This window comes from Rhodococcus sp. LW-XY12 (assembly GCF_019317345.1).
In the GTDB taxonomy this organism is placed as follows: Bacteria; Actinomycetota; Actinomycetes; order Mycobacteriales; family Mycobacteriaceae; genus Rhodococcus; species Rhodococcus pyridinivorans.
On record NZ_CP079225.1, the window covers coordinates 1,913,435 to 1,937,889 of the forward strand.

Annotated in this window: 22 protein-coding genes; 18 read left to right on the plus strand and 4 right to left on the minus strand. The window is 69.8% G+C overall.

Annotated elements, in window-relative coordinates; translation table 11 throughout:
• The first annotated feature begins 43 nt into the window (after positions 1–43).
• On the plus strand, positions 44–571 hold the full coding sequence (locus KXC42_RS09010; protein ID WP_033096479.1) for a gamma carbonic anhydrase family protein: 528 nt from the start codon (positions 44–46) through the stop codon (positions 569–571).
• Between the two features lie 3 nt (positions 572–574).
• Entirely contained in the window at positions 575–1,303 is a 729-nt protein-coding gene (locus KXC42_RS09015) for a uracil-DNA glycosylase (RefSeq protein WP_219130222.1), read from the plus strand.
• A gap of 22 nt (positions 1,304–1,325) precedes the next feature.
• On the opposite strand, the gene KXC42_RS09020 is transcribed toward KXC42_RS09015, so the two are convergent.
• Both KXC42_RS09020 and rpmB read right to left on the minus strand, forming a co-directional pair.
• The gene (locus KXC42_RS09020; protein ID WP_219130223.1) at positions 1,326–2,141 is read right to left on the minus strand and encodes an enoyl-CoA hydratase/isomerase family protein; all 816 of its coding nucleotides are present in this window, start codon (positions 2,139–2,141) and stop codon (positions 1,326–1,328) included.
• Between the two features lie 88 nt (positions 2,142–2,229).
• Complete coding sequence (gene rpmB / locus KXC42_RS09025; RefSeq protein ID WP_006551201.1) at positions 2,230–2,421, minus strand: 50S ribosomal protein L28; 192 nt, start codon at positions 2,419–2,421, stop codon at positions 2,230–2,232.
• Positions 2,422–2,654: 233 nt separating this feature from the next.
• On the opposite strand from rpmB, the gene KXC42_RS09030 reads away from it, so the two are divergent.
• From KXC42_RS09030 to mutM, 10 genes are all read left to right on the plus strand, one after another.
• Complete coding sequence (locus KXC42_RS09030) at positions 2,655–4,343, plus strand: DAK2 domain-containing protein (RefSeq protein WP_219130224.1); 1,689 nt, start codon at positions 2,655–2,657, stop codon at positions 4,341–4,343.
• Between the two features lie 45 nt (positions 4,344–4,388).
• Positions 4,389–6,680: an ATP-dependent DNA helicase RecG gene (recG, locus tag KXC42_RS09035; RefSeq protein ID WP_219130225.1), complete on the plus strand. Its 2,292-nt coding sequence runs from the start codon at positions 4,389–4,391 to the stop codon at positions 6,678–6,680.
• 182 nt (positions 6,681–6,862) lie between these two features.
• Complete coding sequence (locus tag KXC42_RS09040; RefSeq protein ID WP_006551203.1) at positions 6,863–10,264, plus strand: pyruvate carboxylase; 3,402 nt, start codon at positions 6,863–6,865, stop codon at positions 10,262–10,264.
• The gene (gene rsmD / locus KXC42_RS09045) at positions 10,261–10,827 is read left to right on the plus strand and encodes a 16S rRNA (guanine(966)-N(2))-methyltransferase RsmD (protein ID WP_006551204.1); all 567 of its coding nucleotides are present in this window, start codon (positions 10,261–10,263) and stop codon (positions 10,825–10,827) included. The genes KXC42_RS09040 and rsmD overlap by 4 nt, the downstream gene beginning before the upstream one ends.
• On the plus strand, positions 10,824–11,315 hold the full coding sequence (gene coaD / locus KXC42_RS09050; RefSeq protein ID WP_006551205.1) for a pantetheine-phosphate adenylyltransferase: 492 nt from the start codon (positions 10,824–10,826) through the stop codon (positions 11,313–11,315). Before rsmD ends, coaD begins: the two co-directional genes overlap by 4 nt.
• Before the next feature lie 138 nt (positions 11,316–11,453).
• Positions 11,454–12,212, plus strand: a complete 759-nt coding sequence (locus KXC42_RS09055) for a DivIVA domain-containing protein (RefSeq protein ID WP_006551206.1) — start codon at positions 11,454–11,456, stop codon at positions 12,210–12,212.
• Positions 12,213–12,313: 101 nt separating this feature from the next.
• Positions 12,314–12,928: a DUF177 domain-containing protein gene (locus KXC42_RS09060; RefSeq protein ID WP_006551207.1), complete on the plus strand. Its 615-nt coding sequence runs from the start codon at positions 12,314–12,316 to the stop codon at positions 12,926–12,928.
• Between the two features lie 2 nt (positions 12,929–12,930).
• Positions 12,931–13,113 (plus strand): 50S ribosomal protein L32, encoded by a 183-nt coding sequence (rpmF, locus tag KXC42_RS09065; RefSeq protein WP_006551208.1) that lies wholly within the window; start codon positions 12,931–12,933, stop codon positions 13,111–13,113.
• Positions 13,114–13,124: 11 nt separating this feature from the next.
• Positions 13,125–13,928, plus strand: coding sequence for a ribonuclease III (gene rnc, locus KXC42_RS09070; protein WP_006551209.1), 804 nt, complete (start codon positions 13,125–13,127; stop codon positions 13,926–13,928).
• 6 nt (positions 13,929–13,934) lie between these two features.
• Positions 13,935–14,798: a bifunctional DNA-formamidopyrimidine glycosylase/DNA-(apurinic or apyrimidinic site) lyase gene (mutM, locus tag KXC42_RS09075; RefSeq protein WP_219130226.1), complete on the plus strand. Its 864-nt coding sequence runs from the start codon at positions 13,935–13,937 to the stop codon at positions 14,796–14,798.
• A 37-nt stretch (positions 14,799–14,835) separates the two neighbouring features.
• Here mutM and pcaG read toward each other — a convergent pair whose 3' ends face one another.
• Positions 14,836–15,519, minus strand: a complete 684-nt coding sequence (gene pcaG, locus KXC42_RS09080) for a protocatechuate 3,4-dioxygenase subunit alpha (protein WP_219130227.1) — start codon at positions 15,517–15,519, stop codon at positions 14,836–14,838.
• Entirely contained in the window at positions 15,516–16,247 is a 732-nt protein-coding gene (gene pcaH, locus KXC42_RS09085) for a protocatechuate 3,4-dioxygenase subunit beta (protein WP_006551212.1), read from the minus strand. Before pcaH ends, pcaG begins: the two co-directional genes overlap by 4 nt.
• A 94-nt stretch (positions 16,248–16,341) precedes the next feature.
• On the opposite strand from pcaH, the gene KXC42_RS09090 reads away from it, so the two are divergent.
• The 6 genes from KXC42_RS09090 to ftsY all read left to right on the plus strand — a co-directional run bounded on the left by KXC42_RS09090 (position 16,342) and on the right by ftsY (position 24,378).
• The gene (locus tag KXC42_RS09090) at positions 16,342–17,313 is read left to right on the plus strand and encodes a LysR substrate-binding domain-containing protein (protein ID WP_219130228.1); all 972 of its coding nucleotides are present in this window, start codon (positions 16,342–16,344) and stop codon (positions 17,311–17,313) included.
• Positions 17,306–17,743, plus strand: a complete 438-nt coding sequence (locus KXC42_RS09095) for an OsmC family protein (RefSeq protein WP_006551214.1) — start codon at positions 17,306–17,308, stop codon at positions 17,741–17,743. The genes KXC42_RS09090 and KXC42_RS09095 overlap by 8 nt, the downstream gene beginning before the upstream one ends.
• Before the next feature lie 3 nt (positions 17,744–17,746).
• Positions 17,747–18,034: an acylphosphatase gene (locus KXC42_RS09100; RefSeq protein WP_006551215.1), complete on the plus strand. Its 288-nt coding sequence runs from the start codon at positions 17,747–17,749 to the stop codon at positions 18,032–18,034.
• Between the two features lie 86 nt (positions 18,035–18,120).
• Complete coding sequence (locus KXC42_RS09105) at positions 18,121–19,095, plus strand: SMP-30/gluconolactonase/LRE family protein (RefSeq protein ID WP_219130229.1); 975 nt, start codon at positions 18,121–18,123, stop codon at positions 19,093–19,095.
• Positions 19,096–19,131: 36 nt separating this feature from the next.
• Entirely contained in the window at positions 19,132–22,758 is a 3,627-nt protein-coding gene (gene smc / locus KXC42_RS09110; RefSeq protein WP_219130230.1) for a chromosome segregation protein SMC, read from the plus strand.
• 12 nt (positions 22,759–22,770) lie between these two features.
• Positions 22,771–24,378, plus strand: a complete 1,608-nt coding sequence (gene ftsY / locus KXC42_RS09115; RefSeq protein ID WP_219130231.1) for a signal recognition particle-docking protein FtsY — start codon at positions 22,771–22,773, stop codon at positions 24,376–24,378.
• Positions 24,379–24,455: the final 77 nt, after the last annotated feature.

Below are 24,455 nucleotides of genomic sequence, written 5' to 3' on the forward strand. Positions count from 1 at the left end.
CGACCACTTCGGGTGGGGTTCGCTCGAGATAGGTTCTGCAGTCATGGCTGTCTACGCACTCGGCGAGCGTGTCCCCGATATCCATCCCGACGCGTGGGTTCACCCCGACGCGGTCGTGATCGGCAACGTCACCCTCGGTGCCGGTGCCTCCGTGTGGCCCTCGGCGGTGCTGCGCGGGGACTACGGCACGATCACCGTGGGGGAGAAGACCAACATCCAGGACGGCACGATCATCCACTGCACCGCGATCGAGGCCACCGTCATCGGCGCGCGGTGCGTCGTCGGGCACAACGCGCACATCGAGGGCTCCACGATCGGTGACGGCGCGCTGATCGGCTCGGGTTCGCTCGTCCTCAACGGATCGGTCATCGGCGCCGGAGCGCAGGTCGCCGCCGGCGCCCTGATCCCACCGCGCTTCGAACTTCCGCCCCGCCGCATGGCGATGGGCATCCCCGCGAAGGTCCGCGAGGGCTACGAGATCCCCGAGAACGAATTCGACCCCAACGCCGAGATGTATGCGGCGAACGCCGCCTACTACCGGACCGCTCTCCGCCGCATCGACCAGGAGTGACAGGTGGCCGACACCATCGACACACAGTCCGCGGACGGGGGAGCGGACGAGCCCCGTGCCGGTCGGCCCCTGTCCGAACTCGTCGACCCGGGCTGGGCGCGAGCACTCGAACCCGTCGCAGGTGACATCACCGCGATGGGGCAGTTCCTCCGCGCCGAACTCGCCGCGGGCCGCAGTTACCTGCCGTCCGGTCCGAACGTGCTGCGTGCCTTCACACAGCCGTTCGAGTCCGTCCGCGTCCTGATCGTCGGGCAGGATCCCTATCCCACTCCGGGTCACGCTGTGGGACTGAGCTTCTCGGTGGCTCCGGCCGTCCGGCCGATCCCGCGCAGTCTCGCCAACATCTACCGCGAGTACACCGACGATCTCGGTCTGCCGCAGCCCTCCACGGGCGACCTGTCGCCGTGGACCGAGCACGGTGTCCTGTTGCTCAACCGGGTCCTCACCGTCGCGCCGGGCCAGCCGGCCTCGCATCGCGGCAAGGGCTGGGAGGCCGTCACCGAGCAGGCGATCCGCGCGCTGGTCGCGCGCGGTACCCCGCTCGTCGCGATCCTGTGGGGCCGCGACGCGGCGACCCTCGAACCCATGCTCGGTGGTGTGCCCACCGTGAAGTCGGCGCACCCGTCCCCGCTGTCGGCCTCACGCGGATTCTTCGGGTCGCGTCCGTTCAGCCGCGCGAACGCCCTGCTCGTCGAACAGGGCGGCGAACCGGTGGACTGGCGACTGCCCTGACCACCGATCCGCCGCCCGGATGTCAGGCGCGGGCCGAATCCCAGTCCGGACGCCGCTTGGCGACGAAGGCGTCGACACCCTCGATACCTGTGGGCGTCGTCGCGGCCGCGGAGATCGAGGCGGCTTCGGCATCGAGGTGGTCGGACAGCGATCGTCCGGCCGAGCCCGCCACGAGCGAGCGGATGGCGGCGTAGGACTGCGTGGGGCCGTGCGCGAGGGTTCGTGCGAGTCGCAACCCTTCGCTTTGGATCTCGCCGTCGGCGACGAGCCGGCTGAGCAGACCCAGGCGCACGGCTTCGTCGGCGCCGATCACGGCGTCGGTCATGATGATCTCCCGTGCCCGCGACGGGCCGACGATCCGCGGCGGTGTCCACGACATGCCGCCGTCGGGGGAGAAGCCGATCGACGGGTACGCGGCGCGCATCTTCGTGCCGGGGCCGGCGAGCGCGATGTCGGCGAGCAGCGCCAGGCTCATGCCGGCGCCGGCGGCCCAGCCGTGCACGGCGGCGACGACCGGCACGGCCGCCTTCTCCAGTGCGCGCACGAAGTCATGGAAGAGGTTCGCGATCTCGAGCAGGTGGGCGCCACGGTCCTCGGCCGCGGCGAATCCGTGGACGTTGCCGCCCGCGCAGAAGTTCGCACCCTCACCGACGAGCAGCACGGCGCCGATCTCCGGGCCTGCCGCACGCAGGGCTGCGATGCCCTGCTCCATACCTGCGGGGGACAGGGAGGTGCCGTGCTCGGAGGTCGCCACGGCGATCCGCAGGACGCGGTCCTCCACGCTCACCAGTGAACGGAGAGAGTCGCTGTCGGGGAAGGAAACTTGGTTCTCGGTCATTCCCGCACGATATCGGGCCGCAGGATCGAACGGCGAAGGCCCCCTGCGCAATCAGCGCAGGGGGCCTTCGCGACGACTCGACCGGGAATCAGCCGCGGACGACCTTGCCGGCCTTGAGGCAGGAGGTGCACACGTTCATCTTGCGGGTGTTGCCCGGTGCAACCTGAGCGCGCACGCTCTGGATGTTCGGGTTCCAGCGACGGTTGGTACGCCGGTGCGAGTGCGAGACCGACTTCCCGAAGCCGGGGCCCTTGGCGCATACGTCGCAGACGGCAGCCATGTCGCGAACTCCTTGTGTCTAGTGGATAGATCTTCTGTCTGTTGTTTCGCCTTGCGAACACGGGGAACGAGCCGCCCGTGCGAGGCAACCCGGCAAGCTTAGCGAACTCGAGGGCGGTTGGCCAAACCGGACGGTGCGACGACTCGCGGCTAACCTGTTCGCCAGGGCTCGGCACCGTGCGCAACGGTACCGATCGCAGAGGTGGACGATGCTCGCAGGACGAGGCGAAGGGGGTGGAATCGTTGCTCGGAGCCGAGGACACGGTGGACGGGCGGGCGCTGCGCCGGTGGGTCGAGTTCGGTGTGGAAGCGCTCGAACAGCGCCGAGCGGAGATCAACTCGCTCAACGTCTTCCCGGTGCCCGACGGGGACACCGGAAACAATCTGCTGATCACCCTGCAGGCCGCGGCGGCCCGGATCGGCGGGCCCGTGGACGGCGCGCTCACCGCATCCGACGTCGCCGAAGGGCTCGCGCGTGGTGCCTTCGCCGGGGCGCGGGGCAATTCCGGGATCATCCTGGCACAGGCACTGCGCGGTCTCGCCGACGCGATCGCGGGACTGACGACGGTCGGCGCCCGGGACCTCGCCGCCGCCTTCTCCAACGCCGCGACGCTCGTGACCGGAGCGCTCAGCGCACCCGCGAAGGGCACCATCGTCAGCGTCCTCGAAGCTGCGGCCGAGGGCGCGACCCGCGTCGCCTCGGAGACGGATGCGACCGTGTGCGATGTCGCCGTCGCGAGTGCCGACGCCGCCGCCGACGCGCTGCAGCGCACCACCACCCAGCTCGACGTCCTCGCCGAGGCAGGGGTCGTCGACGCCGGCGGCCTCGGCCTGCTCGTGCTGCTCGACTGCCTGGTGGAGGTCACCACCGGAATACGGCCCGATCGCCGGATGGTGCTCGCCGGCACCTCGCGGCCTGTCGTCGAACCCGAGATCGTCGACGAACGTCACGACAGCGACCAGCAGGAGTACGAAGTGATGTATCTCGTCGGGAATTCCGACGACGCGCGCATGGATGCCTTGAGGTCCTCCCTCGACGCGCTCGGCGACTCGGTCGCGATCGTTTCCGGGGGATCGGGGTGCTGGTCCGTTCACGTGCACTGCTGCGAGCCCGGAGCTGCCGTGGAGGCCGGTCTCGCGGCGGGTTCGCTGAGCCGCATCGACATCACGTGCTTCGCGCTCGAGTCCGCGCGTCGCGGCTGCGGCGACGGTCCCGTGGCGCTGGGCACGGCTCCCGCCCGGGTCCGTGCCGAGTCGGCGGAGGAACAGTCCCGGGCGGTCCTCGCAGTGGTGGGCGGCGAGGGCGCGGCCGAACTGTTCGAGGCGGAGGGTGCCCGGGTGCTGCGGGCCGAGGAGATCTCAGCCCCGGACGAACTGCTCGAGGCGATCCGGGCACTGCCGAGCCGGGACGTCCTGGTGCTGCCCAACGGTGCGCTCTCCGCGCAGGACGTCGTCGCCGTGGGCGCCCGGGCGCGGCGGGACGACCGTGACGTGATGTTCCTGCCGTCCTCCTCCGTCGTCCAGGGGCTGGCCTCGTTGGCCGTGCACGATCCGATGCGCGCGACGGTCGACGACGCCTTCGCGATGTCGGAGGCGGCGTCGTGTGTGCGGTGGGGGTCGCTGCGGTACGCGAACGAACGTGCGCTGACCTGGGTCGGAACGTGCGAACCCGGCGACAGTCTCGGACTGGCCGGCCATGATGTCGTAGTGATCGAGCATGATCTGGTGACAGCGGGAGCGTCACTGCTCGACAGGATTCTCGCCGCGGGCGGTGAGCTCGTGACGATGCTGGTCGGTGCCGACGCCCCCGACGGACTCGTCGAGCAGCTGGTCGCTCATCTCGATCACCGTCACCCGGAGATCGACGTGGCGGTCTACCAGGGCGGTCAGCGCAGCGACCTGCTGCAGCTCGGCGTCGAGTAGCCGGTGCGCCGCGAGGCCACCGCAGGAGTAGCGGAAGGGACGGCAGTGGCGACACTCGCGGACCGGCTCGATCATGTCCTCGGCCGCAAGACGGCGGACGCCTTGCACGACGCGTTCGGGATGACCACCGTCGAGGATCTGCTGAGGCACTATCCGCACCGCTACGCCACCCAGGGCGCCGAGCTCGGCGAGAGTCAGCCCACCGAGGGCCAGCACATCACGATCATCGCGCGGGTCGAGTCGGCGCAGGAGGTGCCGATGAAGTCCCGCGCCGGCAAACGCCTCGCGGTGCGGCTGCGCTCCGATCGTCACAGCATCGACGTCACCTTCTTCAACCCGCACCGGGTCAAGCACAACATCAAGCCCGGCGTGCGTGCGATGTTCTCCGGCACCGTGAAGTACTTCCGCGACAAGTGGAGCCTGACCCACCCGAGCTATCTCGTGTTGCCCGAACCGCGCGACGCCGAGGACCTGGTCTCGGCGACACCGGCGCGGGTGCGGGGCGCCGGAGCCCTGGCGGGTCTCGCACGCACCGCGCAGGACGGCTCGGGGGTCGACATGTCGGTCTTCGACCGTGCGCTGATCCCGATGTACCGCGCGACCCGCGAGGTCGAGTCGTGGACCGTCATGCGGTGTGTGCGGCAGGTGCTCGACCAGCTCGACCACGTCGACGACCCGCTGCCCGAGTGGGTGCGCGACGAGCACGGCTTCGTGGGGCTCGACGAAGCGTTGCGCTCGATCCACCTGCCCGACACGAAGCAGGAGATCGACCGGGCACGCGACCGTCTGCGGTTCGACGAGGCCGCCGCGGTGCAGCTCGTGCTCGCCGGACGCCGGCACGACGTCGAGGTGCGGTCGGCGCCGTCCTGCCCGCGCCGCGAGGGCGGGATCGCCGACGAGTTCGACCGGCGGCTGCCCTTCGAACTGACGGCCGGGCAGCTCTCGGTGGCCGACGAGATCGCGGCCGATCTCGCACGCGAACACCCCATGAACCGGCTGCTCCAGGGCGAGGTCGGTTCCGGCAAGACCATCGTGGCGCTACGGGCGATGCTGCAGGTGATCGACTCCGGTCGGCAGTGCGCGTTGCTCGCACCCACCGAGGTGCTCGCGGCGCAGCACGCGCGCTCGCTCACGAAGATGCTGGGCGATCTCGCCGCGGCGGGCGAACTCGGCGCTCACGAACTCGCGACCCGCGTGACCCTGCTGACCGGCTCGATGGGGGTCGCACGCAAGCGGGCCGCGCTCAACGAGGCGGTGACGGGCGATGCCGGCATCGTCATCGGCACGCACGCGCTGATCGAGGACACGGTGCAGTTCTTCGACCTCGGCCTGGTGGTGATCGACGAGCAGCACCGCTTCGGTGTCGAACAGCGCGACGCACTGCGCTCGCGGGGTCGCGACGGCGCGTCCCCGCACGTGCTGGTGATGACCGCAACACCCATCCCGCGCACCATCGCGATGACGGTGCTCGGCGACCTCGAGGTCTCGACCCTGCGCGAACTCCCCAGAGGACGGTCGCCGATCGTCAGCCGCGTGGTGCCGGCGAAGGTGCATCCGAAGTGGGTCGACCGCGCGTGGGAACGCATCCGCGAGGAGGTCGCCGAGGGGCGGCAGGCCTACGTGGTGTGTTCCCGCATCGGCGACGGCGATTCCGACGACGACGCGCTCTTCGATCCGGACGGGCCCCAGCCGTCGGGATCGGGGAAGGGTAAGCAGGCCCCGCCCGAAACCGTCTCTGTGCTCGAGCAGTTCGAGTTCCTCACTTCCGGTCCGCTGCGGGATCTGAGGGTGGGGCTGCTGCACGGTCGCCTCCCCGGCGACGAGAAGGACGCGGTGATGCAGGCCTTCAACGCCGCGGAGCTCGACGTGCTCGTGTGCACGACCGTCGTCGAGGTCGGTGTCGACGTGCCGAACGCGACCGTGATGGTGATCGTCGATGCCGACCGGTTCGGTGTCAGCCAGTTGCACCAGCTGCGGGGTCGCGTCGGTCGTGGCGGCCATCAGGGCCTGTGCCTGCTCGTGACCGACGCGAAGCCCGCGACCCCGACGATGATGCGGCTCGAGGCCGTCGCCGGCACCACCGACGGTTTCGAACTCGCCCAGCTCGACCTGCAGTTGCGCCGGGAGGGCGACGTCCTCGGCGTCGCCCAGTCCGGCACCGTGTCGACGCTGCGGTTACTCTCGCTCGTCGACGACGCCGACGTCATCGAGGCGGCTCGCGACTTCTCCCGGACGGTGACGGAGAAGGATCCTGGCCTCGAACACCACCCGGGGCTCGCAAGCATGGTGCGGGCCGCGCTCGACGCCGAGCGCGTGGCCTATCTCGACAAGTCCTGAGTTACGTTCCGTACACCGTGCCGCAGAACCCGCGGTGAGGTTTCGGTGGCCGTGCCCGGCATGTTGACGCCGTGTTACGACGGGGCCGACTGCATCGTTCCAGTCGTGCCATCCGGGCGCCTTGTCCCACGATGTGGAACGCGCGTCGAAGGCGGCATGTTACGTCGCGGTACCGTCGACCAATGTTCTCGAAAGTGCTTGTCGCCAACCGTGGCGAGATCGCGATCCGCGCATTCCGTGCCGCCTACGAACTGGGCGCCGGGACGGTCGCGGTGTTCCCGTACGAAGACCGGAACTCCCTGCACCGGTTGAAGGCCGACGAGGCCTATCAGATCGGTGAGGAGGGGCACCCGGTCCGCGCATATCTGTCGGTCGAGAAGATCGTCGAAGCGGCCGTGTCGGCCGGTGCCGACGCGATCTACCCCGGCTACGGCTTCCTCTCCGAGAATCCGGACCTCGCCGCGGCGTGCGCCGAAGCGGGCATCACCTTCGTCGGTCCGTCGGCGGAGATCCTCGAACTGACGGGCAACAAGGCCCGCGCGATCGCCTCGGCGAAGGCCGCCGGCCTCCCGGTGCTGGCGTCGTCGGAGCCGTCGTCGGACGTCGACGAGCTGGTCGCCGCCTCGGAAACGATGAACTTCCCGGTCTTCGTCAAGGCTGTCGCCGGCGGTGGCGGACGCGGCATGCGCCGGGTCGCCGAGCCCTCCCAACTGCGCGAGGCCATCGAAGCCGCCTCCCGCGAGGCCGACGCGGCCTTCGGTGATCCCACCGTCTTCCTGGAGCAGGCCGTGGTCAACCCGCGGCACATCGAGGTGCAGATCCTCGCCGACAAGCACGGCAACGTCATCCACCTGTACGAGCGCGACTGCTCGGTGCAGCGCCGCCACCAGAAGGTCATCGAGCTCGCCCCCGCCCCGAATCTCGATCCCGAGCTTCGCGACCGCATCTGCGCCGACGCCGTCGCCTTCGCCAAGGAGATCGGCTACCAGTGCGCGGGCACCGTCGAGTTCCTCGTCGACGAACGCGGCAACCACGTGTTCATCGAGATGAACCCGCGTATCCAGGTCGAGCACACGGTCACCGAGGAGATCACCGACGTCGACCTTGTGCAGTCCCAGCTGCGTATCGCCGCAGGCGAGTCGCTCGAGGAACTGGGCCTGTCGCAGGAGGGCATCACCATCCGCGGCGCGGCGCTGCAGTGCCGCATCACCACCGAGGACCCGGCCAACGGGTTCCGTCCGGACACCGGCCGCATCACCGGCTACCGCACTCCGGGCGGTGCCGGTATCCGTCTCGACGGCGGCACCTCGGTCGGCGCGGAGATCTCCGCCCACTTCGACTCGATGCTCGTCAAGCTCACCTGCCGCGGCCGCAACTTCGAGACCGCCGTCGCCCGCGCGCGCCGCGCGGTCGCCGAGTTCCGTATCCGCGGTGTCGCCACGAACATCCCGTTCCTGCAGGCGGTGCTCGACGACGAGGACTTCCGCGGCGGCAACGTCAACACCTCGTTCATCGAGGAGCGCCCGCACCTGCTGACTCTGCGCTCGTCCGCCGACCGCGGCACCAAGATCCTGCGGTACCTCGCCGACGTGACGGTGAACAAGCCGCACGGCGAGCGCACCACGACGGTCTACCCGCACGACAAGCTGCCCGCGATCGACCTGAACGCCGAGCCGCCGGCCGGTTCGCGTCAGCGTCTGCTCGAGCTCGGACCCGAGGGCTTCGCCCGTGCGCTGCGTGACCAGAAGGCGATCGGCGTCACCGACACCACCTTCCGCGACGCCCACCAGTCGCTGCTCGCGACCCGCGTGCGCAGCAAGGACCTGCTGACGGTGGCCGGGCACGTGGCCCGGATGACGCCGCAACTGCTGTCGATCGAGGCGTGGGGCGGCGCGACCTACGACGTCGCACTGCGCTTCCTGCACGAGGATCCGTGGGAGCGGCTCGCGGCGCTGCGCGAGGCGATCCCGAACATCAACCTGCAGATGTTGCTGCGCGGACGCAACACCGTCGGCTACACCCCCTACCCGGAGGCCGTCACCCGCGCCTTCGTGCAGGAGGCCACCGACACCGGCATCGACATCTTCCGTATCTTCGACGCGCTGAACAACGTCGACCAGATGCGTCCGGCAATCGACGCGGTGCGCGAGACCGGCACCACCCTCGCCGAGGTCGCGATGTCCTACACCGGCGACCTGTCGAACCCGAACGAGTCGATCTACACGCTCGACTACTACCTGCGTCTGGCCGAGGAGATCGTCGAGGCCGGTGCGCACGTCCTGGCCATCAAGGACATGGCGGGTCTGCTGCGCGCCCCGGCCGCCGCGACGCTCGTGTCGGCGCTGCGGAGCAACTTCGATCTGCCGGTGCACGTGCACACGCACGACACCCCGGGCGGTCAGCTCGCCACCTACCTTGCGGCCTGGCACGCCGGTGCCGACGCCGTCGACGGTGCGTCCGCGGCGCTGGCAGGTACGACGAGCCAGCCCGCCCTGTCGGCGATCGTCGCCGCCGCGGCGAACAGCGAGTTCGACACCGGTCTCGACCTGCAGGCCGTGTGCGATCTCGAGCCGTACTGGGAGGCGCTGCGCAAGGTGTACGCACCGTTCGAGTCGGGGCTGCCCGCACCGACCGGCCGCGTCTACACCCACGAGATCCCCGGCGGTCAGCTGTCGAACCTGCGCCAGCAGGCCATCGCGCTGGGCCTCGGCGACCGATTCGAAGAAGTCGAGGCCGCCTACGCCGGCGCCGACCGCCTCCTGGGCCGCCTGATCAAGGTCACGCCGTCGAGCAAGGTCGTCGGCGACCTCGCGCTGCACCTCGTGGGCGCGGGCGTCTCGGTCGACGACTTCGCCGCCGAGCCCGGCAAGTACGACATCCCCGATTCGGTGATCGGCTTCCTGCGCGGCGATCTCGGGACCCCGGCCGGCGGCTGGCCGGAGCCCTTCCGCAGCAAGGCGCTGTCGGGCCGCGCCGAGCCCAAGCCGATCACCCCGCTCGCGCCGGAGGAGGAGAAGGCCCTCGGCGGTTCGTCCGACGAGCGTCGCCGCATGCTCAACCGCCTGCTCTTCCCGGGCCCCGCGAAGGAGTTCGAGCAGCACCGCGAGACCTACGGCGACACCACCGAGCTGTCGGCCAACCAGTTCTTCTACGGTCTGCGGCACGGCGACGAGCACCGGGTGCGCCTGGACAAGGGTGTCGAACTGCTCATCGGCCTCGAGGCGATCTCCGATGCCGACGAGAAGGGTTACCGCACGGTCATGTGCATCCTCAACGGGCAGCTGCGCCCGGTGTCGGTGCGCGACCGCTCGGTGGCCGCGGAGACCCCTGCCGCCGAGAAGGCCGACCGCAACCATCCCGGTCACGTCGCGGCGCCGTTCGCCGGCATGGTCACCCTCGTCGTGTCCGAGGGCGACAGCGTCTCGGCGGGCGACACCGTCGCCACGATCGAGGCCATGAAGATGGAGGCCGCGATCACCGCGCCGCGCGGCGGCCGCATCACGCGCGTCGCGATCGGGCCGGTGCAACAGGTCGAAGGTGGCGACTTGCTCGTCGAGGTGTCCACGGGAGACAGCGCCGAGTGACACGGATCGTCGCCGGCCGGGCAGGGGGGCGGCGCCTGAAGGTGCCGCCCCGCGGAACCCGGCCCACCTCCGAACGGGTGCGCGAAGCCCTGTTCAGTTCGCTCGACGCACGCATGGACATCGACGGGGCCGCCGTCCTCGACCTCTACGCGGGGTCGGGGGCGCTCGGCCTCGAGGCGCTGTCCCGCGGCGCCGAGCACGCGATGCTCGTCGAGTCCGACGCGAAGGCGGCGGGCGTGATCCGCGAGAACATCGCGACGGTCGGACTGTCCGGTGCGGTGCTGCGCACCGCACCGGTATCCGCGGTGCTTGCGGGCACCCCCGACCGCGTCTACGACCTCGTCCTGGCCGACCCGCCCTACGCCGTGACCGAGGAGGCCGTCACCGGCGTGCTCGGGACGCTGGTGTCCGGAGGTTGGGTCGAGGACGGCTCGATCGTCGTGGTCGAACGGTCGTCGCGATCACCGGAAACGGTGTGGCCGCAGGGATTCGAGGTCGGCAGGTCGAAGCGCTACGGCGAGACGAGAGTGGAAATCGCCACCTGCTACGGTGCTGGGTCATGAGCCGCGCGGTCTGCCCAGGATCCTTCGACCCGGTCACCAACGGACACCTCGACGTCATCGGCAGGGTCTCGGCCCAGTTCGACGAGGTCGTCGTGACCGTCACGATCAATCCCAACAAGCAGGGGATGTTCACGATCGACGAACGCCTCGAGATGCTCACCGAGGCCACGTCGCACCTGCCGAACGTCACGGTCGACGCCTGGCAGGGCCTGCTCGTCGACTACGCCCGCGAGCGGGGGATCACCGCGATCGTCAAGGGCCTGCGCGGCGCCAACGATTTCGACTACGAGCTGCAGATGGCGCAGATGAACCACAAGCTCACCGGCGTCGACACGCTGTTCGTCGCCACCAACCCGGTCTACAGCTACCTTTCGAGCTCGCTCGTCAAGGAGGTCGCGACCTACGGTGGCGACGTCTCCGAGATGCTGCCGGGCTCCGTGCACGATCGTCTGCTCACGCGCCTGGCCGAGCGGGCCGCCGCGAAATAGACCGGACCCTCCGCACGGCCTGTGACGGCCGTATCCCGACACACCGAGCGCAGGGCACACGAGCGTGCCCTGCGCTGCGGCAGACTGGACGGCGGCGCGGCCGCACCGGTCGTGTCGAGCGAGTGATTGGGGTTGGGCGTGTACCGGGTATTCGAGGCACTCGACGAGCTGGTCGCAATCGTCGAAGAGGCACGTAGCGTTCCGATGACGGCGAGCTGCGTGGTACCGCGCGGCGATGTCCTCGAATTGCTCGACGATGTGCGCGATGCGCTGCCGCCCGAACTCGACGACGCGCAGGACGTCCTCGATCACCGTGACAAGCTGATCAACGACGCGCGGGCTCAGGCCGACAAGACGGTCGGGGACGCCGACGAGGAGGCACGCACCCTCCTCGAGGACGCGCGCGCCGACGCCGACCGCATGCTCGCGGACGCGAAGGCCCAAGCGGACCGGATGGTCAAGGAGGCCCGCGCCCACGCCGAGGAACTGGTGCGCGATGCGCAGGCCGAGGCCGACGATCTCGTCGCCGAGGGCAACAAGCAGTACGAGAGCGTGACCGGGCGTGCCCGCGTCGAGGCCGACCGTCTGGTCGAGTCCGGGCAGGCGTCCTACGAGCGTTCCGTGGCCGAGGGCGAGGCCGAGAAGGCACGTCTGGTGTCGCAGACCGAGGTCGTGCAGGCCGCACACGCCGAGTCGGCGCGTGTCATCGATTCGGCCCACGCCGAGTCCGACCGTCTCCGGACGGAGTGCGACGAGTACATCGACGGCAAGCTGGGAGAGTTCGAGGAACTGCTCGGCACCACGCTGCGGTCCGTCGGCCGCGGCCGGCAGCAGCTGCGGCTGTCGGGTGCTCCCGACTTCGCGGAGGCCGACCACCGGGCGAGCCGTCGCCGCTGACCCGCCGGATTTTCGCTCCTGCCGCCCATCGCGTATCATGGAGCGGTTGCCCTATCACGACCGAGTCGTGTCCTGCGTCGTCCGAAGAAGGTGAGTTCCCCGTGTCCACCCGTGATTCCAGCACGTCCCGTTCCGGCCGGGACTCGGGGCTGGTGTTCGACACGCTCTCCCTGGGCCGCCGGCCCGGTTCGATGCGTACGGTCGAGCGGAAGGTGCCGTCACCCTCGCGCATCGGGCTCGATCTGATCGCGATCGAGGAAGGCTCCGAGATCGATCTCGATCTCCGCCTGGAGTCGGTGTCCGAGGGCGTCCTGGTCACCGGTAGTGTTCGTGTCGACGCCCTCGGCGAGTGCTCTCGATGCCTCGAGTCGTTCACCGAGCCGGTGGACGTGTACCTCACCGAGCTGTTCGCCTACCCGAACAGCGTCACTGAGCAGACCACCGAGGACGACGAGGTGTACCGCGTCGAGAACGATCTGATCGATCTCGAACCGGTCCTCGTGAACGCGGTTGGTCTGGAACTTCCGCTGCAGCCGTTGTGTAGTGACGACTGTGCGGGATTGTGCCCCGAATGCGGCATTCGCCTGGCGATTGCAGAATCCGGGCACCGTCATGAGACAATGGATCCTCGCTGGGCTGGGTTGGCAGCCAAGTTCGGCGCGGGCTCCGAAGAACCCAGCAGTCAAATCGACAGCTCGAACAACGAGGAGAAGTAGACGTGGCCGTCCCCAAGCGCAGAATGTCGCGTTCCAACACCCGGTCGCGGCGCAGCCAGTGGAACACCACTGCGCCGACGCTCGTCACCTGCCCGAACCGGGGTTGCGGAGAGAAGAAGCTGCCCCACGTGGCGTGCCCGTCGTGCGGCACCTACAACGGCCGTCAGGTGACCGCGCCCGTCTAATCGGTATTCACGTGACGAGCAAGTCCTCCGAAACAGCTACCGAGGGCGGCGAAGAGAGCCACGAGTCTCTCCTCGCCGCCCTCGGCGTGCCTCTGGACGCAGAACTCCTGTCCTTGGCGCTCACCCACCGCTCGTACGCCTACGAGAACGGCGGATTGCCCACCAACGAACGTCTCGAGTTCCTCGGCGATGCCGTCCTCGGGCTCGCGGTGACCGAAAAGCTCTACCTCACCCACCCGGACAAGTCCGAGGGCGAACTCGCCAAGATCCGCGCGAGCGTTGTCAACATGCACGCGCTCGCCGAGGTGGCGCGCGGCCTCGGAGAAGGCGGGCTCGGAGTGCATCTCCTGCTCGGCAAGGGCGAGGAACTGACGGGCGGACGCGACAAGGCCAGCATCCTGGCCGACGGAATGGAATCGCTCCTCGGCGCCGTCCATCTCGCGCACGGCATCGACGTCGCGCGCGAAGTGGTTCTGCGCCTGTTCGCCGCACTGCTCGAACGCGGCCCGCGCCTCGGTGCCGGTCTGGACTGGAAGACGAGTCTGCAGGAACTCACCGCCGAGCGCGGTCTCGGTGTTCCCGCCTACGAGATCACCGCCACCGGTCCGGATCACGACAAGGAATTCACCGCCACCGCCCTCATCGGTGGCAATCCCTACGGCACCGGTGTCGGACGCACCAAGAAGGAAGCCGAGCAGAAGGCCGCGTCGGCCGCATGGAACGCGCTGACCGAGGGCACTGCTGCCGAGACCGGTGATGCCGGGGCTTCCGACCAGCAGTCCGGATCCGCCGACACGCCCACCGAGGACAACTGACCGCAGGTGCCCGAACTTCCCGAGGTCGAGGTGGTCCGTCGCGGACTCGACGCGCACGTCGTCGGCGCGACTGTGGACTCGGTGCAGGTGCTGCATCCGCGTGCCGTCCGACGGCACGAGCCCGGTCCGCGCGATCTCGCACTGCAGGTGACCGGTCAGAAGGTCGCTTCGGTCGAGCGCCGCGGCAAGTACATGTGGCTCGTGCTCGAACCGGCCGATCTGGCTCTCGTGGTGCATCTGGGGATGAGCGGGCAGATGCTCGTGCAGCCTCCGACCGTGCCGGACGAGAAGCATCTGCGTATCCGCGCCGTCCTCGACAACGGTGCCGATCTGCGTTTCGTCGACCAGCGCACCTTCGGAGGCTGGGCCCTGGCCCCGCTCGTGGGGGTGGACGGTGATCGTCTGCCGCTGCCGGTCGCGCACATCGCCCGCGACCCGATGGATCCCCGGTTCGACCCGGATGCGGTCGTGGCCGTGCTGCGCACCAAGCACACGGAGATCAAGCGTGCGCTGCTCGACCAAACCGTCGTCTCCGGAATCGGCAACATCTACGCCGACGAAGCGCTGTGGCGCGCAAGGATTCACGGCAACCGGCCCACCGACGCGCTGTCGCGTCCGAAGCTCCGGTCGGCTCTCGATGCGGCCACCGAGGTGATGGCGGAGGCCCTCGGGCAGGGTGGTACGTCGTTCGACGCCCTGTATGTCAACGTCAACGGGGAGTCCGGCTACTTCGAGCGTTCCCTGAACGTCTACGGACGCGAGAACGAGCCGTGCCGACGCTGCGGCGCGCCGATCCGCCGCGAGAAGTTCATGAACCGCTCGTCGTACAGCTGCCCGAAGTGTCAGCCACGACCGCGAACGACCCGGTAGCGCACGCGCATACCGGGCCGTTCGGAAAGGTGGTGGTTCAGATGTCGAAGAAGACCGTCTCGGCGCCACCGTCCGGAGTGTCCTGCAGCCGGATGTCGATCGTGTAGACGGTGCGTCCGTCGCGCTCGGAACGCGACGCGATCAGGGTGTTGCGCCGCACCTCCCATTCGATGCCCTTCAGGACGGGATCCTCGGCGTTGAGCCCGGCCTCGTCCTCGAAGTAGACCCGCGTGTGCAGCCCGAGGTTGATTCCGCGCGCGAAGATCACCAGCAGGATGTGGGGTGCCGAGACGGAGCCGTCGGGGTTGGTGACGGCCCCGGGCTTGATCGTCTCGATCGTGAACACGCCCGTCTCGAAGTCGCCGCCGGTGCGTCCCCAGCCGCGGAAGTTCGGATCGAGATCCTTGTCCTGTGCGTCGTCCGGATGTGTGTACCGGCCGTGCGCGTTCGCCTGCCAGCTCTCGAGCAGGGCGTCGCGCACCGGGGTGCCGGTGCCGTCGATGACGCGGCCCTCCAACACGATTCGCTCGCCCTCGGTCTCGTCGGTGACGAGGACGTTGCCGAAGTTGTTGTCGAAGATGTCGAAGCCGGCCTGCTGCGGCGCGAGCCCGATGTGGACGTACGGGCCGCCGGTCTGCGAGGGCGTTTCCGGGAAACGCGTGACCATCGCGCGGGGGAGCAGCGGGGACACGGGCCGGTAGGGATCGGTGGGCAGGCTCATCGCGGGGCTCCCGGGAGGTCGGTGTTCTCGAAGAAGGTGGCGCGGCGACCGCGCAGGGTGATGTCCCAGCGGTAGGCGCGGGCGTCGAACGGCGCGTTGGAGGCGGGGTCCTCCTGGGCGATCAGGCTGCGGAGCTGATCCACGGTCGGGATCGTCCGCGCGATCGGGCACTTCTCGATGAGCGGGTCGCCCTCGAAGTACAGCTGGGTGATCAGGCGCTGGGCCCACCCACGGCCGAGGATCGACACGTGGATGTGCGCCGGGCGCCAGGCGTTGCGGCTGTTGCCCCACGGATATGCGCCGGGTTTGATCGTCCGGAACTGGTAGTAGCCGTTCGCGTCCGTGAGCATCCGCCCGCAACCGCCGAAGTTCGGATCGATGGGAGCGAGATAGGTGTCCTTCTTGTGGCGGTACCGGCCACCGGCGTTGGCCTGCCACACCTCGACGAGTGCGCCCTCGACCGGATTGCCGAACTCGTCCTTGACGAAGCCGTGGACGATGATGCGCTCACCGATCGGCAGGCCGTCCTTCGAGAAGTTCAGGATCAGGTCGTTGTCGAGGGCGCCGAGCTCGTCGCTGCGGAAGACAGGTCCGGTGATCTCCGACAGGGTCGGCTTCGGCGTGATGAGCGCGTTGCGCGGTGCGCGCAGCACCGACGTGCGGTAGCCGGGGGTGAGCGCGGGTGGGTGCAGTGTGTGGTCGCGCTCGACGTATTCGCCGGTGGACATGCGATCTCCGATCTCTGAGCTGTGGACACAACCATAAGGTGAATAAAAACTCATGTAAATTGACAAAACGGCAGTTGATTCATAACTTTCAGTAATGCAATCCGCGTTCGGTCCGTCCTCGTCCGTCCCGGAGCAGGTGCGACGCATCCGCCTCCGGCACCTGAGATGTTTCGTCACCGTCGCGCGCGAGGGTCAGGTCGGTCGGGCCGCCGAACTGTTGCAGCTGAGTCAGCCGGCCGTCACGAAGACACTCAACGAGCTCGAGGTGCTCGCCGGAGCGAAACTCCTCGACCGCGGCCGACACGGTGCGCGCCTCACCGCTGCGGGTCACCGCTTCCTGCGATACGCGCAGGACGTCACCACCTCACTGGACGCAGCTCTGGCCGCACTGGCGGGAGCGGCCGAACCCGCCCGCGAGCCGCTGCGGATCGGGGCCCTACCCACCGTGGCCGGGTACGTACTCCCCGAAGCTCTGGCGGAGCTGCGCCGCGTGCGCGCCGATCTGGACATCCGGATCCGCACCGACCCCAATGCCGTCCTGCTGTCGGCGCTCGCCGCCGGCGCCCTCGACGTCGTCCTCGGGCGCATGGCCGAACCGTCCCGGATGGTGGGGCTGTCGTTCGAGCTCCTGTACGCCGAGACGCTGATCCTCGTCGTCCGGCCCGGCCACCCCCTCGCCGGGCGTTCCGTCTCCGTCGCCGACACGCTCGAACACCCCCTGGTGGTCGCGACCAGCGGAACCGTACCGCGCCACGCGACCGAGGCATTGTTCGAACGTCACGGCCTGCGACTGCCGGTCGGGCTGATCGAGACACTCGACCTCGCCGTGGCACGCGGGGTGGTGCGGCGCAGCGACGCCGTGTGGATCACCACCGAACGCGCGGCCCGGGACGACCTCGCCGACGGCGTGGTCCGGCGCCTGGACCTACCCACCGCGGGCACCGTCGAACCGGTCGGAGTGCTGCGACGCAGTGCCGACGCGTCGTCCGCCGAGGTCGAGGACTTCGTGACCATCCTGCGCGACATCCCGGTCGACGGGACATGGCAGGATTTCCTCCATGGCTGACCAGACTTCCGACCTTCCCACCACCGAGCTGTGGGTCGAGCGCACCGGCACGCGCCGTTACACCGGACGCAGCTCCCGCGGCGCCGAGGTGCTCATCGGCTCGGAGAGCGTCGAGGGCGTCTTCACCCCGGGCGAGCTGCTCAAGATCGCGCTCGCCGCGTGCTCCGGCATGGCTTCGGACTTCCCGCTGTCCCGCAGGCTCGGCGACGACTACGACGCGACGATCCGCGTCTCCGGTGCCGCCGACCGCGAGAACGAGGTCTACCCGCACCTCGAGGAGGAGATGGTCCTCGACCTGTCGGAGCTCGACGCAGACGCACGGGACCGCCTCATCGCCCTCGTCGAACGCTCCGTCGACAAGGTGTGCACGGTGGGCCGCACGCTCGAGGCGGGCACCGAGGTCTCGCTGACGATCACCCCTGAGGACTGATCGATGAGCGCCCCCGCAGACGTCGAACGGCTCACGGCGTGGGTGCACGGCCGCGTCCAGGGGGTCGGTTTCCGCTGGTTCACGCGTGCCCGCGCACTCGAACTCGGTCTCGTCGGGCACGCGACGAATCATCCCGACGGTCGCGTCATGGTCGTGGCCGAGGGCCCCCGGCCGGCACTCGAACAGCTCCTCGCGTGGCTGCGGTCCGGCGACACCCCCGGTGAGGTGCGGCTCGTCGTCGACTCGTGGGATCCCGCGCGCGGCGACCTCGACGGTTTCGTCGAACGTTGACGTCCGTCCTGTTTGTCCGTTCGGCTTGGTATCCTGCCGCGATCGGGTGCACGCGGCCGGGGGTCGCGGTCGGCGAGGGGAGACATATGGGCAGGCATGTACGTTCGACGATGGTGGCGGCAGCAGCCGCCGCTGTGGCAGTGGCACCCCTGGCCGCAGCACCGGCGGCGGCCGGTCCCGCTGCCACAGCACCGGCGGCGGCCGGTCCCGCTGCCACAGCACCGGCGGCGGCCGGTCCCGCTGCCTGCGCACCGCGGTCCGTCACGACGGTCGCGTCGGGGCTCGGTGTCCTCGAGAACCTTGCGTTCGACGAGCGGGGCAGTCTGCTCGTCTCGGACACCTCCTTCGTCGGCCCCGGAGCGCTGCGCCGGATCACTCCCGACGGCAGCGTGACCACCGTGCTGTCCGAGGTGACCGGTCCGGGCGGCATCGTCGTCGACGTTCCCACCGTGTACCTGAACGTGGGCAACACGACCGTCTCGGGGCTGGCCGGGATCGCCGACGGCACGATCGACACGCTCGACCTCGACACGGGTGAACGCGGCACCCACGGCACCGGGCTGGTCATGCCCAACGGCCTCGGCCGGCTGTCGGACGGATCGATGCTCACCTCACGCGATCTCGGCGAGGTCGGACTCACCCTCGTGCCCGCCGGCGGTGGCGAGGCCCGCGTCGTCCGTACCGATCTCGGATCCGTCAACGGCATCGCCGTCGACGGCGACACCGTCTACACCGTGACGACCTTCGAGAACGTCAACCGGCTCCACATCCTCGACGCACGCGACCTCGAAGGACCCGTGCGCAGCATCGACCTGCCCGGGCCGGGGCTGCTCTCTATGCCCGACGACCTCACGATCGGTCCCGACGGCGCGCTGTACATCGCGCTCAACCTCGCCGGCGCGGTCCTGCGGGTCGATCCGGCGACCGGGCACAGCTGCCGCATCGCCGAGGGCATCCCGCTGATGTCCTCGCTCGCCTTCGGTTCGGGACCGGGCTGGGACCCGAACGTCCTGTACACGACCGGTTTCGACGGGACGGTCCGCGCGGTGCACCCGGCCTAGGAAAGCGGTCACAACCCGCCGGTAGAGTTCTCACCCATGTACCTCAAGAGTCTGACGTTGAAGGGCTTCAAGTCCTTCGCCTCGTCGACGACTCTCCGTTTCGAACCGGGTATCACCTGTGTGGTGGGCCCCAACGGGTCCGGCAAGTCGAACGTCGTCGACGCACTCACCTGGGTGATGGGGGAGCAGGGCGCCAAGGCCCTGCGCGGCGGCAAGATGCAGGACGTCATCTTCGCCGGAACCGCCGGCCGCCCGCCGCTCGGACGCGCCGAGGTCACGCTCACCATCGACAACTCCGACGGTGCGCTGCCCATCGAGTACTCCGAGGTCTCCGTCACTCGCCGCATGTTCCGCGACGGCGCGGGCGAATACGAGATCAACGGCAGTTCCTGCCGTCTCATGGACGTACAGGAACTGTTGTCCGACTCCGGTATCGGCCGCGAGATGCACGTCATCGTCGGTCAGGGCCGCCTCGCCGCGATCCTCGAATCCCGCCCGGAGGACCGACGCGCCTTCATCGAGGAGGCCGCCGGCGTCCTCAAGCACCGCAAGCGCAAGGAAAAGGCGCTGCGCAAGCTCGACTCGATGCAGGCCAACCTCGCGCGCCTCACCGACCTCACCGCCGAGCTGCGCCGCCAGCTCAAACCGCTCGGCCGGCAGGCCGAGGTCGCGCGTCGCGCCCAGACCATCCAGGCCGACCTGCGCGACGCGCGGTTACGTCTGGCCGCCGACGACCTCGTCACGCGCCGCGCCGAACTCGCCGGGCACGACGAGCAGGAAAAGATGGTCCGGGAGCGGCTCGACACCGTGCTCGCGGCCTTCGACGACGCTAACGCCGAACTCGCCCGCCACGAACAGGCCCTCGCGCAGCTCACTCCCGGTGCCGAAGCGGCGTCGCAGACCTGGTTCCGCCTGTCCGCCCTCGCCGAGCGCGTCTCGGCGACCGTGCGGGTCGCGCAGGAACGCGCCCGGCACCTGCACGCCGAACCCGAGGACCGTTCCGGTCAGGATCCCGACGAGATGGAAGCCCGTGCCGACCGGATCGCCGCCGAGGAAGCGGAACTGGTCGAGGCCGTCGAGATCGCGCACGGAGCCCTCGAGGCGGCCCGCGAGCAGCTCGCCGCGCAGGAGGAGGCCGCAGCGGCCGCCGAACGCGCACATCTGGCCGCGGTGCGTGCCGTCGCCGACCGGCGCGAGGGCCTCGCGCGTCTCGCAGGCCAGGTCGAGACGATGCGCACCCGCGCCGAATCGATCGACGCGGAGATCGCACGCCTGACCGTCGCCATCGAGGAGGCCCGGCTCCGCGGCGTCGCCGCACAGGCCGAGTTCGAGACCGCTCAGGCACGCATCGACGATCTCGACGCCGGTGAGATCGACGCCGACGCGCAGCACGAACGAGCGCTGGAAGCACAGCGGCTCGCCGACGAGCGGGTCACCGAACTCCAGGAGGCAGAACGCGCCGCGGGCAAGGTGGTCGCCTCGCTCGGCGCCCGTATCGAAGCCCTGTCGATGGGACTCGAACGCACCGACGGCGCGGCCTGGCTGATGGACACGCGTTCCGGCGACGGACTCGTGGGGCGCCTCGCCGACCGGCTCCGGGTGTCCTCGGGATACGAGGCCGCCGTCGCAGCTGCCTTCGGCGCCGCGGCCGACGCCCTCGAGGTGGAGTCGGCCGACGCCGCGATCTCGGCGGTCGCAGCGCTCGCCGAAGCCGACCAGGGCCGGGTGGCATTCGTCCTGCCCGGCACTTCCGGTCCCACCGACACCGGCGACCTGCCGTCCGGTGCCCGATGGCTCCGCGAGGTCGTCGAGTGCCCCGCAGACCTGCGCGGCGGCGTCGACGGCCTGCTGGCCCGCACCGTCGTGGTCGACGACCTGCCCACTGCCCTCGGGGTCTGCGCTGCCCGGCCCGATCTGCGCGCCGTGACGCGCGGAGGAGACCTCGCCGGCGCGGGCTGGGTGGTCGGCGGCTCGCACCGCGCCCCGAGCACCCTCGAGATCCAGGCGGCGATCGACACCTCCCGTGCCGGCCTCGAACAGGCCGAACGTCGCTCCGAGGAACTGGCCGCAGCCCTCGCGGGCGCACTCGCGGAACAGGCCGAACGCGCCGAACACGTCGAACAGACCCTTGCCGCGCTCAACGAGTCCGACGCGGCGATGTCGGCCGTCTACGAACAACTCGGTCGGCTCGGCCAGGCGGCACGCACCGCTCACGCCGAATCCGGACGCCTCGCAGCTCAACGCACGGAGGCAGAGAAGGAACGCGACGCGGCACGGGAGAAGCTGGTCGAGCTCGAGGAGCGACTGCGCCTGGCCGAGGACGACTCGGCCGGAACTAGCGACGGTGCGGGCACCGATCACACCGCCGCCGAGCGGGAGATGGCCGCGACCGCGCTCGCCGAGGTCCGGGCCGTCGAGGTCGAGGCGCGACTCGCGGCACGCACGGCCGAGGAACGTGCCGAAGCGCTTCGGGGCAAAGCGGATTCGCTCCGCCGCGCCGCGCAAGCCGAGCGCGAGGCCCGCGCTCGTGCCGAACGTGCCCGCGTCGCGCGTCGTCAGGCGGCGGCCGTCGCCGCGGCGGTGGCCGAATCAGGGCAGCGACTCGCCGAACAACTCGAGGTGGCCGTGACGACGGCACTCGCACAGCGCGACGACCTGAACCGGCGCCGCGCCGAATGCGCCGAGCAACTCGAACGGGCCCGCGAACTCGTCCGCGAACTGTCCGTGCAGCGCGACCAGCTCACCGACGCGGTGCATCGCGACGAAGTGGCCCGGGCGCAGGCCTCGCTCCGGATCGAGCAACTCGAACAGACCATCCTCGAGCAGCACGGCATCGCCCTCGACGACCTCGTGGCCGAGTACGGCCCCGACGTGCCGCTGCCGCCGACGCCGCTGGAGATGGCCGAGTACGAGCAGGCCCGCGAACGCGGCGAACAGGTCGTCGCTCCCCAACCGATGCCCTACGACCGGGTCACCCAGGAGCGGCGGGCCAAGCGCGCCGAGAAGGATCTCGCGACGCTCGGACGCGTCAACCCGCTCGCACTGGAGGAGTTCGCGGCGCTCGAGGAGCGGTACAACTTCCTGTCTACCCAGCTCGAGGACGTCAAGAGCGCCCGCAAGGACCTGCTCGCTGTCGTCGAGGAGGTCGACGCGCGAATCCTGCAGGTGTTCACGGAGGCGTACGCCGACGTCGAGCGCGAGTTCGAACAGGTCTTCGCGAAGTTGTTCCCCGGCGGTGAGGGGCGGCTCGTGCTCACCGACCCGAGCGACATGCTCACCACCGGCATCGAGGTCGAGGCCCGCCCGCCGGGCAAGAAGGTCAAGCGCCTGTCGCTGTTGTCGGGCGGCGAGAAGTCCCTGACCGCGGTGGCGATGCTGGTCGCGATCTTCCGGGCCCGTCCGTCGCCCTTCTACGTGATGGACGAGGTCGAGGCCGCGCTCGACGACACCAACCTGCGACGGTTGATCGGGCTGTTCGAGCAGCTGCGCGAGAAGTCCCAACTCATCGTCATCACCCACCAGAAGCCGACGATGGAGGTCGCCGATGCGCTGTACGGCGTGAGCATGCGGGGCGACGGCATCACCCGGGTCATCTCGCAGCGACTGCGCGGACGCGAGATCGCGACACCGGTCCCCGAACCGGAGGAAGAGCTCCAGGCCTGACAGTATGGGTGCGTGAGTACCGGAGCCTGGATAGTCATCGCCGCCGCGCTGGCGGTCGTTCTCGTCGCGCTCGTCGTCGGTCTGACCCTCTACCGGCGGCGGCAGGTGTCGCTGAAGGCGCCCGAGACCCCGCAGCTCGATTCCGCCGAGACAAAGGACCGCTCGGGCGGTTACAAGGCGCAGAGCGGATTCAGTTTCTCGCAGGGCACGGCCGCGCCACCGGCGCCGGCCCCCCGACCTGCGCCGAAACCGGCACCGAAGCCTGCGGTGAAGCCGGAGCCGGCGCCCCGCACGGTGCCGTTGCCGGAGGAGATCACCGAAGCTCCGCCGAGCGCACCCGCACCCGCCGAGCCGAAGGCGGAACCTGCGCCTGCGCCGAAGGCGGAACCTGCGCCTGCGCCGAAGGCGGAACCGAAGCCCGAGCCGAAGGTCGAACCGAAGCCTGAGCCGAAGGTCGAGCCCAAGCCCGAGCCGGAGCCTGCGGAGCCGAAGCCTGCCGAACCGGAGCCGGTCGAGCCCGAGGTCGCCCCGGAGCCGGAGCGTCCCGCTCCCGAGCCCGTCGAGCCCGAGGTCGAGCCCGCCCCGGCGACAGAGACCGTTGCCGAACCCGAGGTCACCGAACCCGAGGTCGTCGAACCGGAAATCGTCGAACCGGCCGGACCGGCCGCTGTTCCTCCGGCAGCCCCGATCGAGGAGATCGAACCCACCGCAGGTCGCCTCGTCCGCCTGCGCGGCCGTCTGGCCCGCTCGCAGTCAGCGGTCGGCAAGAGCCTGCTCGGCCTGCTCGGTGGTGGCGATCTCGACGAGGACTCCTGGGAGGAGATCGAGGACACGCTGCTCGTGGCCGACCTCGGTGCCGCGACGACCACCAAGATCGTCGACCGTCTGCGTGAGGAGATGGTCGTGAACAACGTGCGCAGCGAGGCCGACGCCCGCGCCGTGCTGCGCAGCGTGCTTGTCGATGAGCTCCGCCCCGAGCTCGACCGCTCCATCCGGGCCCTCCCGCACGAGGACCATCCCGCGGTGCTGCTCGTCGTCGGTGTCAACGGCACCGGAAAGACCACGACGACCGGCAAGCTCGCCCGCGTGCTCGTCGCGGACGGACGCCGGGTGCTGCTCGGTGCCGCCGACACCTTCCGTGCCGCGGCCGCCGACCAGCTGCAGACCTGGGCCGAACGCGTCGGCGCCGAGGTCGTCCGCGGCAAGGAGGCCGCCGATCCGGCCGCGGTGGCGTTCGATGCCGTCGCGAGGGGCATCGACAACGGTGTCGACGCGGTCCTCGTCGACACCGCCGGCCGCCTGCACACCAAGACCGGCCTGATGGACGAGCTCGGCAAGGTCAAGCGCGTCGTGGAGAAGAAGGCCGCCGTCGACGAGGTTCTGCTCGTCCTCGACGCGACGATCGGCCAGAACGGTCTGATGCAGGCCCGCGTGTTCGCCGAGGTCGTCGACATCACCGGTGTGGTGCTCACCAAGCTCGACGGAACCGCCAAGGGCGGCATCGTCTTCCAGGTGCAGCACGAACTCGGCGTCCCGGTGAAGCTGGTGGGTCTCGGTGAGGGCGCCGACGATCTCGCCCCCTTCGAACCGGAAGCCTTCGTGGACGCCCTGTTGGGCTGATCCGCACCGCGTCCGTTGTTCCGGCCGCTGTCCGCTCATGCGGGCAGCGGCCGGTTCCGTCGGTGGGGATGCGGTGT